The following is an 18,188-nucleotide window of genomic DNA, read 5'->3' on the forward strand; positions in this document are numbered from 1 at the left end:
GGGCGGTCCTGTCGATCTGATCACCCCGCCCGGCGGGCCGGGGTTCGAGTCCGCCCGGCTGACTAGGCTGGTGACCATGGAAACCTGGATGGGTCACGAGATTCCGCGGCTGCCGGGCAGGGGACCGCAGCTCGCTCTGTACGACTCGGCGCGCCGCGGCGTGCACCCGACCCGCCCCTCCGGGCCGGCGACGATGTACGTCTGCGGGATCACCCCGTACGACGCGACCCATCTGGGGCACGCCGCCACGATGATCGCCTTCGACGTCGTACAGCGGGTGTGGCGGGACGGCGGCCATCCGGTCAGCTACGTGCAGAACGTCACCGACATCGACGACCCGCTGCTGGAGCGCGCCGAGCGGGACGGCGAGGACTGGGTGGTCCTGGCGATGCGGGAGACTGCGCTGTTCCGGGAGGACATGGAGGCGCTGCGGATGATCCCGCCCGCCCACTACGTCGGCGCTGTCGAGTCGATCCCGGCGATCGCGGAGAAGGTCCGGGTGCTGCTGGACGACGGTGCGGCGTACCGGCTCGACGACGGCACCGGGGACGTCTACTTCGACGTCTCCGCCGCGCCCCGGTTCGGTTACGAGTCCAACCTCTCCCGGGAGGAGATGCTCGGCTACTTCGCCGAGCGGGGCGGCGATCCGGACCGAGCCGGCAAGCGGGACCCGCTCGACCCGCTGCTCTGGCGCGGCGGTCGGGACGGCGAGCCGGCCTGGGAGGGCGGCCCGCTCGGCCCCGGCCGGCCGGGCTGGCACATCGAGTGCGCGGTGATCGCGATGGCGCTGCTCGGGGACACCATCGACGTCCAGGGCGGCGGCAACGACCTGCTCTTTCCGCACCACGAGTGTTCGGCGGCGCACGCCGAGCGGCTGACCGGGGCGGAGCCGTTCGCCGGGCACTACGTACACGCCGGGATGATCGGCTTGGACGGCGAGAAGATGTCGAAGTCGAAGGGGAACCTGGTCTTCGTCTCCCGGCTCCGGGCCGACCACGTGGACCCGATGGCGGTCCGGCTGGCGCTGCTCGCCGGCCACTACCGCAGCGACCGGGAGTGGACCGACGATCTGCTCAAGGAGGGTACGAAGCGGCTGGCCCGGTGGCGGGAGGCCGCCGCCGCGCCGTCCGGGCCCGCCGGCCCGGACCTGCTGGCCGGGGTACGCGAGCGGCTCGCCGACGACCTGGACACGCCGGGCGCGTTGGCCCTGGTGGACCGCTGGGCGGAGGCCGCGCTGTCCCGGTCCGGTGCCGATCCGGCCGCGCCGGACCTGATGGCCGCCACCGTCGACGCCCTGCTCGGCATCAAGCTCTGACGTCCTCTCCGCCCTGAACGGAGGTGGGGGCGCGGCTCAGCCGAGTACCAGTCCCGGGTCCGGGTCGGCCTCCGGCGCCGGGCCGGGGACCTGGTACCGCTCGGTCAGCGTGGTCATCGGACCGGGCCAGGTCGCCTGGGCCACCTCGATCGGCCGGTGACTGGCGTCGTAGGCGACGTGCAGCAGGTGCAGCACGGGTGTGTCCGGCCGGATCTGGAGGATCTCCGCCTCTTCCCGGCTCGGCTGCCGGGCGCTGATCTGGTCGGTCGCCGACACGTAGCGCCGGCCGATCGCCTCCTCGGCCTCCTGGTAGAGCGGCCGGCCGTACGCCTCCATCCGCTCCAGACTGGTGCCGGCGGCGTCGGCGGTGCGGAACCAGGAGGCGCCGACCTCCACCGGCACCTCCTCGGTGCGTACCAGGTGCCGCCGGACGATCAGTTCGGTGCCGTCGGGCACCCCGAAGGCGTCGGCCACCTCGGGTGGGGCCGGTGCCCGGCCCACCTGCACCAACTGCTGCCGGTACCGGGCGGCCAGGTCGGCGTGGTAACCCCGGTGGCCGCCGTACCGGCCCCGGGAGAGCCGGTTGAGCCGGCGTCGGGTGCCCCGGACGTACGTGCCGGAACCCGGCTTGGTGATCAGCACCCCCTCCACCCGGAGCTGGTCGATGGCGCGCTGCACGGTCTGCTTGGCCACCCCGAACATCTCGGCGATGGCCGGGATGGACGGCAGCCGCTCACCGGCCGCCCAGTCACCGGCCCGGATCCGCGCTCGCAACTGCGCGGCGATCTGTCGGTGGGGAAACTCGGCCGCTCCCGGGTTGATCTGCACCGCTGCTCCCGTCCAGGTCTCGATCCCACAAGAACGCTAGGTTCCTAGGATGCCGTACGGGGTGTGCGCCGGGCAACCGGAACGGAGGCAACTGCGGAAAGCGAGTCCTCGTTCGGGCCGGCCACCGTCAGCGCCGACACCCGCCTGCGGCACCGCTTCCGCCGGGCACACCGCTGCTCACCTGGACGCCAGAGGCGCTACCACCCTTCGGGTAGCGCCTCTGGCGTCCAGGTCGACATGGCAGCCATCCGGGAGCGCCGGAGGCGGGGGCTGGGCGGTGGGTAGGTAGGGTGCGGCACCGCGCGCGGTGTGGTGGTCAGCCGGGGACGCCACGGGTGGAAGCGGGACGGTGTCGCGGGCGGGCGTCACCCGTCCGGGCTGGCCACGCCGGAGTGGCCGGCCCGGTGGCGCTGCCGGCGCGGCAACCCGGGTCTACCAGGAGCCGGCGGTGGGGCCGGCCGAGCCGCCGCGACGGCGCAGGTACTTCTCGAACTCCTGGGCGATCTCGTCGCCGGTCAGCGGCTGGATGCCGGCGTCGCCGACCCGTTCCTCCAGTTCGCGGACGTACTCGCCGAGTTCGGCGTCCTGCTCGGCGGCGGTGCGGACCCGCTGCTCCCACTCGGCGGCCTCCTCGGCCAGGTCCGACATCGGGACGGGCAGGTCGAGCACCTCCTCGACCCGGTGCAGCAGGGCCAGCGTCGCCTTCGGGCAGGGCGGGTTGTTGGCGTAGTGCGGCACGTGCACCCAGAACGACACGGCGTCGACCTCGGCCCGGGTGGCCGCGTCGTGCAGCACCCCGACGATCCCGGTCGGGCCGTCGTAGCGGGTCGGGGTGAGCTGGTAGCGCTCGGCGGCGTCCTTGTCCGAGGCGCTGCCGCTGATCGGCAGCGGCCGGGTGTACGGCACGTCGGCCAGCAGCGCGCCGAGCAGCACGATCCGGTTGATCTCCAAGCTGTGGCAGAGCTCCAGCACCTGCTCGCAGAAGGTGCGCCAGCGCATGCTCGGCTCGATGCCCCGGATCAGCACCACGTCCCGGTCGGTACCGTCCGGGCTGGCCCTCATGAACCGGGTGGTCGGCCACTCGACCCGGCGGGTCTCGCCGTCGGCCATCGTGATCGTCGGTCGGCTCACCTGGAAGTCGTAGAACTCCTCGGGGTCGAGTTCGGTGATCTGGCGTGCCTGCCACACCTGTTCGAGGTGTTCGACCGCCGCGGTGGAGGCGTCGGCCGCATCGTTCCAGCCCTCGAAGGCCGCGATCGCGACCGGCGAGCGCAGTACGGGCAGCCCGTCGAACTCGGTCACGCCCTACCCCCAGCGTGCGTGCCACGGCCGAGCCGGGCGGTCCGGTGCCGTCCGGTCGTGCCCGCGATGTGCCTGGTGCTGCCGTCCCTGTTGTCCCTCACGTCCGTCAGCCTACGTCCCTGACTCGGATGCGGCCCGCCGGCCGCGCCGGCTCGGTTGCCGGGGGCACGCTCCGGGTGGTCGGCCGCCATCGGGTCGGCCCGGACATCCGGGACGGAAGGGGCGATTGTCCGACCGGCCTATGTTGCGGAACGCTACGCCTACAACGGGTCGCCGGAACGACGTCAGGGCTAGCCTGGAGCCGTGCCGACTCCGCTGCGTGACGCGCTCGGCGACCGGGTGCTGGTCGCCGACGGTGCGATGGGGACGATGTTGCAGGCGGCCGAGCTGAGCCTGGACGACTTCGAGGGCCACGAGGGGTGCAACGAGATACTCAACGTGACCCGCCCCGACGTCGTCCGGCGGGTCCACGAGGCGTACCTCGCCGCCGGGGCGGACTGTGTCGAGACGAACACCTTCGGCACCAACCTCTCCGCCCTGCGCGAGTACGGCATCGAGGACCGGATCACCGAGCTGGCCGAGGCCGGCGCCCGGCTGGCCCGGCAGGCCGCCGACGCGGCGGGCACCCCGGAGCGGCCCCGGTACGTACTCGGCGCGATGGGGCCGGGGACCAAGCTGCCGACGCTGGGACACCTGGGCTACCGGGAGCTGCGCGACGCGTACCAGCGCAACGCGGCCGGACTGGTCGCCGGCGGGGTGGACGGGCTGATCGTGGAGACCTGCCAGGACCTGCTCCAGGTCAAGGCGGCGGTGGTCGGTGCCCGCCGGGCGCTGGCCGAGGCGGGCCGGGAACTGCCGGTGATCTGCCACGTCACGGTCGAGACCACCGGGACGATGCTGCTGGGCAGCGAGATCGGCGCGGCGCTGACCGCGCTGGAGCCGCTCGGCATCGACCTGATCGGCCTCAACTGCGCCACCGGGCCGGCCGAGATGACCGAGCATCTGCGCTACCTGGCCCGGCACGCCCGGATCCCGCTGTCGGTGATGCCGAACGCCGGCCTGCCGGAGTTGACCGCCGACGGGGCCCGCTATCCGCTGACCCCGGAGGAGTTGGCGGACGCGCTGGCGGGGTTCGTAGCAGGCTACGGCCTGTCCCTGGTCGGCGGCTGCTGCGGTACCACTCCGGAGCACATCCGGGCGGTGGTGGACCGGCTGGATGGCGCGGTGGCGCGGCCCCGGACGCCGGAGCCGGAGCCCGGGGTGGCGAGCCTCTACCACCAGGTGCCGTTCGCCCAGGACGCCAGCGTGCTGATGGTCGGTGAGCGCACCAACGCCAACGGCTCCAAGGCGTTCCGGGAGGCGATGCTGGCCGGGGACTGGCAGGCGTGTGTGGAGATCGCCCGGAGCCAGGCCCGGGACGGGTCGCACCTGCTCGACCTCTGCGTCGACTACGTCGGCCGGGACGGCGTACGCGACATGCGGGAGATCGCCGGCCGGTTCGCCACCGCCTCCACCCTGCCGATCATGCTGGACTCGACCGAGCCGGCGGTGATCGAGGCCGGGCTGGAGATGCTCGGCGGCCGGTGCGTGGTCAACTCGGTGAACTTCGAGGACGGCGACGGCCCCGACTCCCGGTACGCCCGGGTGCTGCCGCTGGTCCGCGAGCACGGTGCCGCGGTGGTGGCACTGACGATCGACGAGGAGGGGCAGGCCCGGACGGCCGAGTGGAAGGTACGGGTGGCGTCCCGGCTGGTCGACGACCTCACCGGCCGGTGGGGGATCGACGTGCGGGACATCCTGGTCGACTGCCTCACCTTCCCGATCGCCACCGGCCAGGAGGAGACCCGCCGGGACGGCATCGAGACGATCGAGGCGATCCGGGAGATCGCCCGCCGCTATCCCGGGGTCAACTTCACGCTCGGCATCTCGAACGTCTCGTTCGGGCTGAACCCGGCGGCCCGGCAGGTGCTCAACTCGGTCTTCCTGCACGAGTGCGTGCAGGCCGGCCTGACCAGCGCCATCGTGCACGCCAGCAAGATCCTGCCGATGGCCAGGATCCCGGACGAGCAGCGCGAGGCGGCGCTCGACCTGGTCTACGACCGGCGCCGGTCCGGCCACGACCCGGTGCAGCGGTTCATCGAACTCTTCGAGGGGGTGGACGCGGCCTCGGCCCGGGCCAGCCGGGCGGAGGAGCTGGCGGCGCTGCCGGTCGACGAGCGGCTGAAGCGGCGGATCGTCGACGGCGAGCGCAACGGGCTGGAGGCCGACCTCGACGAGGCGCTGACCAGCCGGCCGGCGCTGACCATCATCAACGAACTGCTGCTGGACGGGATGAAGGTGGTCGGCGAGCTGTTCGGCGCCGGCCAGATGCAGTTGCCGTTCGTGCTCCAGTCGGCCGAGGTGATGAAGGCCGCGGTGGGCCATCTCGAACCGCACATGGAGAAGTCCGACGACGGCGGCAAGGGCCGCATCGTGCTCGCCACCGTCAAGGGCGACGTGCACGACATCGGCAAGAACCTGGTCGACATCATCCTGTCCAACAACGGCTACGAGGTGGTCAACCTCGGGATCAAGCAGCCGGTCGCGGCGATCCTGGAGGCCGCCGAGGAGCATGCCGTGGACGCCATCGGGATGTCCGGCCTGCTGGTGAAGAGCACCGTGGTGATGAAGGAGAACCTGGCCGAGATGGCGTCCCGGGGGGTCGCCGGGCGCTGGCCGGTGCTGCTCGGCGGTGCGGCGCTGACCCGGTCGTACGTCGAGGACGACCTCCGGTCGACCTACCCGGGCGAGGTGCACTACGCCCGGGACGCCTTCGAGGGACTGTCCCTGATGGACCGGCTGATGGCGGCGAAGCGCGGCGGTGCCCCGGTGGTGGACGCCGAGCGGGAGGCGGCACTGGCCGCCCGGCGGGCCCGCCGGGACCGGCAGCGGGCCCGGGGCACGGTGGCGCTGCCGGACCTCTCCGACGACTCGGTCCGCTCCGACGTGGCGACCGACGTCGCGGTGCCGGCGCCGCCGTTCCTGGGCACCCGGGTCGTCAAGGGCATCCCGCTGGCCGACTACGCGGCCCTGCTCGACGAGCGGGCGACGTTCCTCGGCCAGTGGGGGCTGCGCGGGTCGCGCGGCGGGACCGGGCCGAGCTACGAGGAACTGGTGGAGACCGAGGGCCGGCCCCGGCTGCGCTCCTGGCTCGACCGGCTCGCCGCCGACCGGGTACTGGAGGCGGCGGTGGTCTACGGCTACTTCCCGGCCTACTCCGACGGCAACGACCTGGTGCTGCTCGACGAGCGGGGCGCCACCGAACGGGCCCGGTTCAGCTTCCCCCGGCAGCGGCAGGAGCGCCGGCTCTGCCTCGCCGACTTCTTCCGGCCCCGGGGCGACCAGCTCGACGTCGTCGCGCTGCAACTGGTCACCGTCGGGCAGCCGATCAGCGAGTACGCCGCGAAGCTCTTCGCCGGTGACGAGTACCGGGACTACCTGGAGGTGCACGGGCTGTCGGTGCAGCTCACCGAGGCTCTCGCCGAGTACTGGCACCGCCGGATCCGGGCCGAGCTGACCCTGCCCGACGGCCGTACCGTGGCCGACGACGACCCGGACGACCTCGCCGGGCTGTTGCGTACCGACTACCGGGGCTGCCGGTACGCGTTCGGTTATCCGGCCTGCCCGGACCTGGAGGACCGGGCGAAGCTGGTCGAGCTGCTCGGCGCGGAGCGGATCGGGGTCCGGCTCTCCGAGGAGTTCCAGCTCGTGCCGGAGCAGGCGACCGACGCCATCGTGGTGCACCATCCGGAGGCCAGCTACTTCAACGCCCGGTAACCGGCGGAGGTAGCCCGGTAACCGGCGGAGGTAATTGCCGGCGAACTCCGGCGCGGTCGGGAACGCCGTGGATAGCCTCCGGATGGAGACCGAATCCGTCTCGTGCCCGGTCACGGTCGCCGCCGAGGGGGTGCCATGGCCACGTCGTTCACGCTGGACCGGCCGGGCGGGCCGGCGGCGGACGGGCTACCGGTCGCCTCCGCCGCCCAGCGGTGGATCCTCCGGGCGGTGGCGATCTGCGACGACCCGTGCCAGATCTGGTTCGTGGAGCGGATGACCGACCGGTCCGGTCCGGGGCTGCACGACGACGTCGAGGCGCTGATCGCCCGGGGTGCGCTCGTGGACTCGCCCGGCGGTCTGCGGCCCGGCTCGGTCGAGCTGCGCGATGCCGTACGCCGGGGAATCCCGCCGTCGTTGCTGGCCGCGCTGCACAACCGGGCGGCCGGCGTACTGGCCGACGGGGCGCGCGCGGCAGCCGCCGCCGAGCACCTGCTCCGGGTGCTGGAGGTGGCCGGGCGGGTCGACGTACCCCTGGTCTCCCGGCTGGTCGCCGATCCGGCGGTCGATCCGTCGACGGCGGCCGATCTGCTGCTGGCAGCCCGGGCCGGTCAGGATCCCGCGCTCGGTCCGGAGCTGCGCCGGGACTGGGCGCTGGCTGCGGTTGACCACCTGATGCTGGCCGGCCGGATCGAGCCGGCGCTGGCGATCCTCGGCGACGAGATCGCGGCCGATCGGGCCGGGGCCGGATACCGGGCGTTGCTGCTCGGCCGGCTCGGCGCCTGGTACGCCACCGGCCGGCCGTCGCTGGCCTTCGACTACCTGGACCGGGCCCTGGCCCAGCCCGACCTGCTGCCCGGGCACCGGAGCTGGCTGCTGAGCACGCTGGCGGCGGTGGCGGGCCGGCTCGGTCGGCCGGATCTGGAGTCGCTGCTGGCGGCGGCGGACCGGGCCCACGCCGACGCGCCGAGCCCGGACGGCGAGATCCGGTTGGCGCTGGCCCGGGCCGGCAATGCGCTGGCCGGCGGGGATCTGCCGGCCGCCCGGCAGGTGCTCGGCCAGGTCGACCCGAGCGCGCCGGCGGCCCGGGCCCAGGCCGCCTTCCTGCGGGCCGAACGGATCGCCTGCCAGCTCGCCTGCGGCGAGTACGACGAGGCCGGCACGGCACTGCGGTTCGCGGAGGTGGATCTGGGCAGCCTGGGCGGGGCGGCCCAGCCGATGCTGGCGGCGCTGGACTGCCGGCTCCGGGTGGCCGCGGGTGAACTTCCGGAGGCGTCGGCCCGGGCCGGCCTGGCGTTGCGGCGCTGTCCCGCCGGCCAGCTCGCCGACGAGGTCCACGCCGAGCTGCTGGCGGTACGGGTGGAGGTGGCGTTCCGGCAGGGCGAGCCGGAGACCGCCCGCGAGCTGCTGGCCGGCGTCGAGCCGCCGATGGATTGGCCTGACGCCGTGGCGTGGGTACGGCTGGCCGGCGCCGCCGCCTTCGACCCGGAGCCCGGCCGGCACGCCGGGTTGCTCCGGGCGGCCGTCGACACGCTGGCCCGGTCGGTACGCCCCCTGCTGCTGGTCCCGCAGCAGGCGCCGGCGCTGACCCGGGCCGCGTCGCTGCTCGGCGACCCGCACCGGGCGCGGCAGCTCGCCGACCAGCTGGTCCGGATCGCGGAGCGGGTGGACAGCGGACTGTGGTGGGGCGTCGCGCAGCACGTCGCCGGGCTGGTGGAGCAGGATCCGGTGCTGCTCCGCAGCGCGGTGGGGCAGTTGCGTACCACCTCGGCCCGGCCGGCGTTGGCCGACGCGCTGCACGACCTGGCCGGTACGCCCGGCACCGGGCGGGCGGAGGCCCGGCGGGCGGCCGAGGAGGCCGCCGCGCTGTTCGGCCGGCTCGGTGCGACCGGTGACCAGGAGCGGGCGGTCCGCCGCGGGCGAGCCCTGGTGGCGTCGGAGCGCCGGCACCGGGCCGGCCGGCACGGCGCCGGGTTCGGCGCGTTGACCGCCGCCGAGACCCGGGTCGCCGAACTGCTGGCCGGCGGGGCGACGAAGCAGCAGGCGGCGGCGAGCCTGTTCGTCTCCTTCCACACCGTCGACGCCCAGCTCCGGGCGGTGTACGCGAAACTGGGCGTGCGGAACCGGCTGGAACTGGCCCGGTTGTGGGCCGCCCGGGAGGACCGGACCCGGCCCACCCCGGCAGGACCCGAGCCGGCCGGGCCCGTTCCGGCGCCGGGCGAGCCGGTGGGGCGCGACTGATCCGGCCGGTGCGACCCGGGCGGGTCCGGTGCGGTGCTGCCCCGGATCAGGAGGCGATCGGCCGCTTCGTCCGCGGGATCGACTCGACCAGCGAGCGGGGCAGGTTGAGGGTGTCGGCGGCGACCTGCGGCGGGGTGTTCGCCATCCACTGGGCCAGCGAGATGTCCTCGAACCGTGGGTTGCGGAACATCTCCAGGAACACCAGCGGCTCGCTGCCGGTGTTCTCGATGTAGTGGCCGTACGCGAACGGCACGTAGCCGACGTCGCCGGACCGGTAGTCGAAGGTCCGGTTCACGCCGGAACCGGCGAAGACCCCCATCCGGCCGGAACCGGAGATGTAGTACTGCCACTCGTCGTCGGTGGGATGCCAGTGCAGTTCGCGCATCGCGCCGGGCTCGATCTCCACCAGTGCCGCGCAGATGGTGGTGGAGGCGGCGAAGTTCGTCACGTCGGCGATCCGTACCGTGCCGCCGTCGAAGCGCTCGGGTGCTTGGGCGTGCAACCGGTGCTTGAAGGTACGCGGCACGTCCCCGGTGGGGCTGATCACCCGGTCCGAGTCGAGCGGGGGCGGTACCTGCCCCCGGAAGATGTACTTCTCCTTCTCCGGCAGGTCGGCGAGCTGCTCCGTACGCCAGCCGAAGTTCTTCGCGATCACCTCCTTCGGGGTGTGCGCGAAGAAGTCGCTGATCAGGAAGGTGCCGTTCTCCGAGAAGGCGCCGTCGTCGAAGACGAGCAGGAACTCCACCCCGTCGTCGAGAGCCTGAATGTGGTGCGGCACCCCCTTCGGGAAGAACCACAGATCGCCCTGGGAGACGTCGTCGAGGAAGTTGCGCCCCTCCTGGTCGACCGCGCCGATCCGGCAGCTTCCGGCCAGCACGTACGCCCACTCGGCCTGCTTGTGCCAGTGCAGCTCGCGGTAGGCGCCCGGTTCGAGGGCCATGTCGACCCCGGAGAGGGTGCTGGCGATCGGCAACTCGCGCTGGGTCACCTCGCGGGTCCAGCCGCCCTCCTCGATCCGGGTGTGCGCGTTGGAGAACGAGAACCTCAGGTTGGGCACCGTGCCCCGGTCGGTTGGTGGCGGTACCAGCAAATCCGGGTTCTGCCGGTCCAGCCCGACGTTTCGAGGTCCGACGTCGAGGCCGCCCGCGGTACCGCGTTTCGGCTCGGGCAGGTCGTCGCGCGACGTTCGGCTCATACCAGTTCTTCCCTTCGTCGACTGATTTCCGGTGGTCGGATCCGATGCACGTGCTCGTGTTGCGGCGGCCGCGGGGTGGCCGCGCCGAGCAGGAGCGTCCGGACCAGCCGGGATCCGCCGTGCAGCCCGACGGCGGCCGGGATGGCGAAGCAGGTCAGGGCCAGCACCAGCACTGTCCAGAGTGGTGCGCCGGTCAGCGCGGCACCGACGGTCAGTACGGTGAGGGCGCCGAGGTTGCGCCGGGTCCGGCCCAGCGGAACGGTCATGGGACTCCTCTCGGATGGTCGCGCGGTCGCTCCCGGCCTGCGGCGGGGGGCGTGGCCGCCGCTCGGCACCGGACGGGAGTGCGGCGGGCCGCGCCGAGCGTGGCGGCCACGGCGCCGGCGGTGGCCGCGATCCTGGGCGGGGCTCCGGCGGCCGGCTCAGTCGCCGGCGGTTGCGGCCCGGTCGGTTGCGGTCCGGTCGGTTGTGGCCCGTCCCGACAGGGCGTTGGTTGTCGTCACGCCTCCGGTCTAGCCGGGAACCGCGGCGACAATCTCACGTGATCGCGGGAAATGCGGCTCGGCGCGGCGCGGCGCGGCGCACGGGCCGGCCGGTGCACGGGGGCCGGCGCACTCCGCATACCTGGTACCGCGCCGCCGCATACTTGTGGCGGGTCTCCGGCCGCTCACCGGGCGGGGTTTGGCCCGGTGCCCACCCTGGGAAGTGTTCTGGTCCGTCGACCCGTGGGAGGCCGCGATGCGTCCGTTGCGCCGTACCGACCGGTTCTGGCCGCCGCTCGCGCTGATCGTGACGCTGGTCGTCGCGGGCGCCTGCTTCGCCGGGGGGACGGGCGAGGACGATCCGTCGGTGCCGGGCGATCAGGGAACGCCCGCCGCGAGCGGCAGCGCCGGGGCCGGGGCCGACGGCACCATGAGTGTGGACGAGTTCGAGCGCGACATCGAAGGTGCGGTGCGGGTCGCCGAGGAGTACTGGACGGGGCGGTTCGAGGCGGCAGGGGAGCGGTTCCGACCGATCCGCCGGATCGTCACCTACCAACGAGACGGCGAGGTCGACTGTGCCGGCCAGGTACTGCCGCGCAACAACGCCGTCTACTGCTCGGCGGGCGACTTCATCGCGTACGACGTCAACTGGGCGGTCGCCGCGTTCCGGCAGGTCGGCGACGCGTTCCTGTACTACCTGCTCGGGCACGAGTACGCGCACGGCGTGCAGGTGCGGCTCGGCATCCGGTACGACTTCACCATCCAGCAGGAGTTGCAGGCCGACTGCATGGCCGGGGCGTACCTCGGGGACTCCGTGCGGGCCCGGGCGTTGACGATCGAGGACGGCGACCTCGACGAGCTGGGCGCCGGGCTGCGGGCGGTCGCCGACGAGCCTGGCCAGCCCTGGTTCGCCGAGGGAGCGCACGGGACCGCGCAGCAGCGCACCGACGCGTTCTTCGCCGGCTACCAGCGCTCGCTGGACGCCTGCGACCTCGGCTGAGCGACCGGCCGGCCAGACCGGTGAGGCGCCCGGCCCGGCCGGCCCGGCTGAGGCATCCGCCACACTTCCGGGCCGGTACCGGGAGATCATCCACCCGCGTTGGCAGGATCGGACCCGGCAGCTCGCGTCCGATCCGGGAGGAAGCCCTGAACAGCCAGCATCTCGCCGCAGTGCTCTTCGACATGGACGGCACGCTGGTGGACAGCGAGCGGTTGTGGGACATCGGGCTCCAGGAACTCGCCGCGCACTACGGCGGCACGCTCTCCGAGGCGGCCCGGCTCGCCATGGTCGGCACCGACATGGCCGTCTCGATGGAGATCCTGCACACCGACCTGGGCCAGCCGTGGCGGGACCCGGCGGTCAGCGCCGCCTGGGTCGACCGCCGGGTCGGCGAGCTGTTCCTGACCGACCTGAAGTGGCGGCCCGGGGCGCTGGCCCTGGTGACCGCGGTACGCGCCGCCGCGGTACCGGCCGCGCTGGTCACCTCCACCCGGCGCGCGGTGGTGGAGATCGCATTGGAGACGCTCGGCCGGGACACCTTCGACGTGGTGGTCTGCGGTGACGAGGTGGCCGCCACCAAGCCGGACCCGGAGCCGTACCTGACGGCGGCCCGGCTGCTGGACGTGCCGATCTCCCGCTGCGTGGCGATCGAGGACTCGCCGGCCGGGGTGGCCAGTGCGCTCGCCGCCGGAGCCGCCGTACTCGCCGTGCCGCACGCGGTGCCGATCGACCCGGCCGACGGGGTACGCCTGCTGGAGACGCTGACCGAAGTCGACCTGGACCTGCTCTCCGGCCTGCTCTCCCCGCTCGACCTGCCCCGCTGACCACGCGCTGAGCCGGTGCCCCGGGCGCCGCCACGGCTTTCGACCCGCCGGGCACCGTAGCCGGAACCCGGCCGGGCGGCGCCCGGGTCCGGGACGCGGCCAGCGGCGTCCAGCAACGGAACGTGGCCGGGGCCGGCGTCCAGCAACCGAACGCCGCCGGCGGCGGCGTACAGGAACGGAAACGCGGCCGGGGGCGGCGCCCGTCCCGACGCCGCCCCCGGCCCTGCTGCCCACGGACCCCCACGGCCGCAGGCCGGCCCGCTACTCGTGCGCGATCGCGCCGAGCACGTTCAGCCGAGCGGCGCGGATCGCCGGCAGCACCGCCGCGATCACCCCGACCACGGCCGCCAGGCCGAGGAAGACGCCCATCTCGGTCCACGGCAGCACCAGGTTGGTGATGCCGTCCTCGCGTAGCGCCCGGACCACGGCGGCGCCGAGCCCGGTGCCGACCGCCACCCCGAGCAGGGCACCGAAGACCGAGATCACCACCGCCTCGACGGTGATCATCCGCATGGTCTGACTCCGCCGCAGGCCGATGGCCCGCAGCAGACCCAGCTCCCGGGTCCGCTCCAGCACCGACAGCGCGAGCGTGTTCACGATGCCGAGTACGGCGATCACGATCGCCAGCGCCAGCAGGATCTGAATCATCGTCAGCAGACCGTCGAGCTGGCCGGCCTGCTGCTCGATGAAGTCGGCCCGGTCGGCTACCGACACCTCGGGGCTGTCCGCGAGCAGCGTCTCGACCCGCGGCATCACCTCGTCGACCGAGGCGCCCGGCGCCAGCTTCAGGTACGCCTGCGTCGGCTGCGGCACCGCGAAGTTCGCCGCCGCCGAGGCCGGAACGACGAACCCGCCGAACAGGTCGGACTCGGCGTAGATGCCGCTCACCGTGTAGGTCCGGGCATCGCCCCGGGACAACTGCACCGGCAGGGTGTCCCCGACCGACAGGCCCCGGTCCTTCGCGGTCTTCGAGTCGACCATGAGCTGGTTGGGGCCGAGCGAGTCGATGCTGCCGGCGGTCGGGGTGGCCCGGTAGATCTCCCGCAGCGCGGGCACGCTGCTGGTCGCGGTGATCCAGCCCTGCTTGCCGCCGATGACCGCGCGGTCGCCGTACAGGCCGGCCACCATGGCCACGCCGGGTAGCTCGGCGGCCTGGTCCAGCACCGCCGGGTCGAAGCTCGGCGGCCGGGGGCCGGTCTGCGCCCCGGAGATCACCAGCTCGGCCTGGATGGTGTCCTCGGCCAGCGCCGTGATGCTGCTCTTGGCCGAGTCGAGGATCACCGTCACGCCGGTGACCAGGGCGATGCCGACCATCAGCGCGGCGGCGGTGATCGCGGTACGGCGCGGGTTGCGGCCCGAGTTCAACCGGCCCAGCTTGCCCGGCACCGACCAGGAGAAGAGCCGGCCGAGCAGCCCGACCACCGGTCGGCTGATCAGCGGGGTCAACAGGGCCACCCCGACGAAGGAGAGCAGCACGCCGCCGAGGATGGTCAGCAGGGTGTTGCCCCCGGTGCCGCTGAGGCCGAGCGCCATCAGGGTGCCGCCGAGCGCGGCCACCACCGCGCCGGCGGCCGAGATCTTCGTCAGCGGCCGGTCCGGCGTCGCCACGTCCTGCATGGCGGCCACCGGCGGGATCCGGGCGGCCCGCATCGCCGGAAGTACCGCCGCGATGACCGTGACGACCAGGCCGACCGCGAAGGAGCTGATCACCGCGGCCGGTGGTACGCCCAACCCGGCCAGTTGCAGCCCACCGGCGGTCTGCCCGAAGACGTACGCCAGCAAGGCGCCCACGCCGATCCCGGCGCCGAGCCCGAGTACCGAGGCGACCAGGCCGATCGCGACGGCCTCGACCAGGACCGAGCCGATCACCTGGCGGCGGCCGGCGCCGATCGCCCGGAGCAGCGCGAGTTCCCTGGTGCGCTGGGCGACGATGATCGAGAACGTGTTCAGGATCAGGAAGATGCCGACGAAGAGGGCCACCCCGGCGAAGCCGAGCAGGATGTTGTTGAAGAAGGCGAGCCCCTCCTTCAGCCCGGCAGAGGCGTCCTCGGAGAGCTGCTCGCCGGTCTTGACCACGTAGCCGTCGCCGAGGGCGCCGGCGATGTCGTCGCGCAGCTTCGCCGGGTCGACCCCGTCGGCCGCCTTGACGCTGAGCTCGGAGAAGACGCCGGGCTGGCCCAGCATCAGCTCCTGGGCGACCCGTTCGGTGAACGCGACCTCCTGGGCGCCGCCGAGGCTGTCCCGGTCACCGCTGTAGCCGTAGATGCCGACCACGGTGAACTCGCGCTTCGGCTGCAGGGTCAGGATGCCGACCCGGTCGCCGACGGCGAGCTTGGCCGCCTTGGCCACCCCCGCGTTGACGACCACCTCGTTGTCGGCGGTGGGGCCCCGGCCCTCGCGCAGTTGGACCTGACCGCTCTCGCCGGTCCAGTTGGAGCCGATCTGGGGCGGGCCGACGGAGGTCAGCACCTTGCCGTTGCTGCCGATCACCCGGGCGCCGTCGGCTGCGGCCACCCCGGTGGCGCTGGCCACCCCGGGCACCTTACGAACCTGCTCCAGAGTGCTGGCCGGGAAGGTGGCGGCGACCTCCATTCCCTCCATCTCGCTGACGTCGATCTTCGGCTTGGCGCTGACGCCGACGTCGGTGCCGGCGTACGCGTCGCTGAAGACGGTGTCGAAGGACCGGCCCAGGGTGTCGGTGAGGACGAAGGCGCCGGAGACGAACATCACGCCGAGCACGACGGCCAGGCCGGAGAGAACCAGCCGGACCTTGCGGGCGAGCAGGCTCTTCAGGGTCGCGCGCAGCATCAGAGCCCCGCCTCGGCGAGCCCGTCGAGCTTCTTCATGGTGTCCAGCACGGTCTCCGGGGTCGGTTCGATGAGTTCGGAGACGATCTGGCCGTCGGCGAGGAAGATCACCCGGCCGGCGTAGGAGGCGGCCACCGGGTCGTGCGTGACCATCACGATGGTCTGCTGGTATTCCGCGACGGAGCGGCGCAGGAAGCCGAGCACCTCGGCGCCGGCCCGGGAGTCCAGGTTGCCGGTCGGCTCGTCGGCGAAGATCACCTCGGGACGGGAGGCGAGTGCCCGGGCACAGGCGACCCGCTGCTGCTGCCCGCCGGAGAGCTGGGCCGGGCGGTGCCCCAACCGGTCCCGCAGCCCGACGGTGTCGATGACGGTGTCGAGCCATTCCGTGTCGGGTTTACGACCGGCGATCGAGAGCGGCAGCAGGATGTTTTCCAGCGCGGTCAAGGTGGGCAGCAGGTTGAACTGCTGGAAGATGAAACCGACCTTGTCCCGGCGCAGTTTGGTGAGACCCGCATCACCGAGTCCGGTTACGGCGGTGTCGCCGATATGGATCGTCCCCCGGGTTACCGAGTCGAGGCCGGCGAGGCAGTGCATCAGGGTGGACTTGCCGGATCCGGACGGTCCCATGATGGCGGTGAACCGGGCCCTTTCGAATTCCGCATTCACGCCGCGCAGCGCGACGACCTGTGCCTCCCCGCTGCCGTACACCTTCCACACGTCGTTGGCCCGGGCGGCCATCTGGGCACCTCGAGCTACCGTCGCGGTCACTTTCATCTCCCCCTAGACATTCTTGGTCCGGCCGGACCACCTGGTCCGACCGGCAGCATCCATCCTCGGCGACCCGGGCAACCCCGGCGTCCGTCCCGCGACGGAGTTCGACGCGGAAAATTCGCTGCGGGTGCGCCCTGATACCGAATCAGGGTTGCCCCTGACTGGTATGTGTCGGAGCCGTCAACTCCGCCGGTGTCGGCATCCCGGCGGGCCGGGGCTACGACTCGCCGGCGTTCGCCGATCTCGTTCGTGGTCCGGATCGGCTCGGCATTTCACGGTCCGATTCCTCATCGGGCGGATACGTTTGGTTGCGGCCCCACTGTCCGGCTCCGGCTGCCGGATCTCGGGACGGGTCGTATCAGTGTGTCATGATCCGCTTGCGCTGTGCGTCGATCGCCGGAACGTCGATCCGGTCCGCTCCGCTGCCCCCGTCGTCGCGGTCATGTCGTCCCCTCCGTCCGCCCGGGCGGCGGAACCTCCGCCACCCTCGCCGTACCTGAGGAAAACGGTAGCCGCGGGAAGCCGGCGGGCCGTCGTGCGCCGGGATGGTCTTCGGGTACGCCCCCGTGCCCCGGGCCGGTCCTCCGGCTGGACGACTCCACGGCCGGCGGGTCGTACGCCCTCCGGGCCGTCGGGCCTACTCCTCCAGGGTGGTACGCCGCCCGCCGACTACGCCTGCCGGACGGCCCCACCCGGAGCACGACTCAGGGTTGGTCGGCCGGGCCGTCGGGACCGTCGGCGGGCGTGCGCGACCGACCTCGGGACGGTGAACGGGTGTCGGGGGTTCGGGACGACACCGGCGTCGGGGCGGCGGCCGGTCGGTCGATCGAGCTGGGCTCCGCTCGCGGGGACGGCACCTTCACGAGCCGATCAAGCGGAACGGCCGTGGCGGCACCGTCACGCGCCGGGCCGGACCAGCCCGGTCTCGTAGGCCAGCACCACCGCCTGGACCCGGTCGCGGAGGCCGAGCTTGGTCAGCACGTGCCCGACGTGGGTCTTGATGGTCGTCTCGCTGACCGACAGCACCCGGGCGATCTCCGCGTTGGAGAGCCCCCGGGCCACCTGGACCAGCACCTCACGCTCCCGCTCGGTGAGCACGCCGATCGCCTTGGGCGGGGTGGCGTCCGGGTCGGGCAGGGTCTCGGCGAACCGGTCCAGCAGCCGCTTGAGGATCCGGGGCGCCACCACCGCCTCGCCGGCGGCGACGGTGCGGATGGCGGTGACCAGGTCCTCGGCGGGTACGTCCTTGGCCAGGAAGCCGCTCGCCCCGGCCCGGAGCGCGCCGACGACGTACTCGTCGAGGTCGAAGGTGGTCAGGATGAGCACCCGGACCGGCAGCCGGGCGTCGATGATCGCCCGGGTGGCGGCGACCCCGTCCATCCGGGGCATCCGGATGTCCATCAGCACCACGTCGGGGAGCAGACGTCGGGACAGGTCGACCGCCTCGACGCCGTCCCCGGCCTCGCCGACGATGTCCAGGTCGTCCTCCGCGCCCAGCACCATCCGGAATCCGGTACGCAGCAGCGGCTGGTCGTCGGCGAGCAGGACGCGTACCGGCCGGCCGGAGTCCCTGCCGTCACTCATGCCGGCACTCCGCTTCGCTGCGTGCC

At 73.1% G+C, this 18,188-nt stretch carries 12 protein-coding genes; 5 read left to right on the forward strand and 7 right to left on the reverse strand.

The features are described 5' to 3' along the window. Positions 1 to 76: 76 nt before the first annotated feature. Entirely contained in the window at positions 77 to 1,315 is a 1,239-nt protein-coding gene (gene mshC, locus AAH979_RS28995; protein ID WP_346261295.1) for a cysteine--1-D-myo-inosityl 2-amino-2-deoxy-alpha-D-glucopyranoside ligase, read from the forward strand. A gap of 36 nt (positions 1,316 to 1,351) precedes the next feature. On the opposite strand, the gene AAH979_RS29000 is transcribed toward mshC, so the two are convergent. After that, positions 1,352 to 2,143, reverse strand: a complete 792-nt coding sequence (locus AAH979_RS29000) for a GntR family transcriptional regulator (protein WP_346261296.1) — start codon at positions 2,141 to 2,143, stop codon at positions 1,352 to 1,354. 432 nt (positions 2,144 to 2,575) lie between these two features. Then, positions 2,576 to 3,445: a PAC2 family protein gene (locus AAH979_RS29005; protein WP_318397196.1), complete on the reverse strand. Its 870-nt coding sequence runs from the start codon at positions 3,443 to 3,445 to the stop codon at positions 2,576 to 2,578. A 315-nt stretch (positions 3,446 to 3,760) separates the two neighbouring features. Here AAH979_RS29005 and metH point away from each other — a divergent pair, with 315 nt between their 5' ends. Both metH and AAH979_RS29015 read left to right on the forward strand, forming a co-directional pair. After that, complete coding sequence (metH, locus tag AAH979_RS29010) at positions 3,761 to 7,261, forward strand: methionine synthase (protein WP_346261309.1); 3,501 nt, start codon at positions 3,761 to 3,763, stop codon at positions 7,259 to 7,261. Between the two features lie 135 nt (positions 7,262 to 7,396). Further along, positions 7,397 to 9,499: a LuxR C-terminal-related transcriptional regulator gene (locus AAH979_RS29015; protein ID WP_346261297.1), complete on the forward strand. Its 2,103-nt coding sequence runs from the start codon at positions 7,397 to 7,399 to the stop codon at positions 9,497 to 9,499. Between the two features lie 46 nt (positions 9,500 to 9,545). Here AAH979_RS29015 and AAH979_RS29020 read toward each other — a convergent pair whose 3' ends face one another. Together AAH979_RS29020 and AAH979_RS29025 are read right to left on the reverse strand one after the other, a co-directional pair. After that, positions 9,546 to 10,694, reverse strand: coding sequence for an oxalate decarboxylase family bicupin (locus tag AAH979_RS29020; protein WP_346261298.1), 1,149 nt, complete (start codon positions 10,692 to 10,694; stop codon positions 9,546 to 9,548). Then, entirely contained in the window at positions 10,691 to 10,960 is a 270-nt protein-coding gene (locus AAH979_RS29025; protein ID WP_346261299.1) for a hypothetical protein, read from the reverse strand. Before AAH979_RS29025 ends, AAH979_RS29020 begins: the two co-directional genes overlap by 4 nt. Before the next feature lie 472 nt (positions 10,961 to 11,432). Between AAH979_RS29025 and AAH979_RS29030 the strand changes: the two genes are divergently transcribed. Continuing rightward, positions 11,433 to 12,176 carry a neutral zinc metallopeptidase gene (locus AAH979_RS29030; protein WP_346261300.1) on the forward strand — a complete coding sequence of 248 codons (744 nt, stop codon included), beginning with the start codon at positions 11,433 to 11,435 and terminating at the stop codon, positions 12,174 to 12,176. A 170-nt stretch (positions 12,177 to 12,346) separates the two neighbouring features. Continuing rightward, positions 12,347 to 13,000 (forward strand): HAD family phosphatase, encoded by a 654-nt coding sequence (locus AAH979_RS29035; protein WP_346261301.1) that lies wholly within the window; start codon positions 12,347 to 12,349, stop codon positions 12,998 to 13,000. Between the two features lie 261 nt (positions 13,001 to 13,261). On the opposite strand, the gene AAH979_RS29040 is transcribed toward AAH979_RS29035, so the two are convergent. The 3 genes from AAH979_RS29040 to AAH979_RS29050 form a co-directional block, all read right to left on the reverse strand. Continuing rightward, complete coding sequence (locus AAH979_RS29040; RefSeq protein WP_346261302.1) at positions 13,262 to 15,808, reverse strand: ABC transporter permease; 2,547 nt, start codon at positions 15,806 to 15,808, stop codon at positions 13,262 to 13,264. After that, entirely contained in the window at positions 15,808 to 16,575 is a 768-nt protein-coding gene (locus tag AAH979_RS29045; protein ID WP_346261303.1) for an ABC transporter ATP-binding protein, read from the reverse strand. The genes AAH979_RS29040 and AAH979_RS29045 overlap by 1 nt, the downstream gene beginning before the upstream one ends. A gap of 900 nt (positions 16,576 to 17,475) precedes the next feature. Further along, positions 17,476 to 18,162 (reverse strand): response regulator transcription factor, encoded by a 687-nt coding sequence (locus tag AAH979_RS29050; RefSeq protein WP_346261304.1) that lies wholly within the window; start codon positions 18,160 to 18,162, stop codon positions 17,476 to 17,478. Positions 18,163 to 18,188 lie beyond the last annotated feature (26 nt).

The sequence above is a fragment of the Plantactinospora sp. ZYX-F-223 genome, from assembly GCF_039649625.1.
In the GTDB taxonomy this organism is placed as follows: domain Bacteria; phylum Actinomycetota; class Actinomycetes; order Mycobacteriales; family Micromonosporaceae; genus Plantactinospora.

What these genes read in the sequence shown, in the direction of transcription:
- mshC (WP_346261295.1), top strand. Translation starts at nt 77, where the DNA reads ATGGAAACCTGGATGGGTCACGAGATTCCGCGGCTGCCGGGCAGGGGA.
- AAH979_RS29015 (WP_346261297.1), top strand. Translation starts at nt 7,397, where the DNA reads ATGGCCACGTCGTTCACGCTGGACCGGCCGGGCGGGCCGGCGGCGGAC.
- AAH979_RS29020 (WP_346261298.1), bottom strand. Translation starts at nt 10,694, where the DNA reads ATGAGCCGAACGTCGCGCGACGACCTGCCCGAGCCGAAACGCGGTACC.
- AAH979_RS29025 (WP_346261299.1), bottom strand. Translation starts at nt 10,960, where the DNA reads ATGACCGTTCCGCTGGGCCGGACCCGGCGCAACCTCGGCGCCCTCACC.
- AAH979_RS29030 (WP_346261300.1), top strand. Translation starts at nt 11,433, where the DNA reads ATGCGTCCGTTGCGCCGTACCGACCGGTTCTGGCCGCCGCTCGCGCTG.
- AAH979_RS29040 (WP_346261302.1), bottom strand. Translation starts at nt 15,808, where the DNA reads ATGCTGCGCGCGACCCTGAAGAGCCTGCTCGCCCGCAAGGTCCGGCTG.
- AAH979_RS29050 (WP_346261304.1), bottom strand. Translation starts at nt 18,162, where the DNA reads ATGAGTGACGGCAGGGACTCCGGCCGGCCGGTACGCGTCCTGCTCGCC.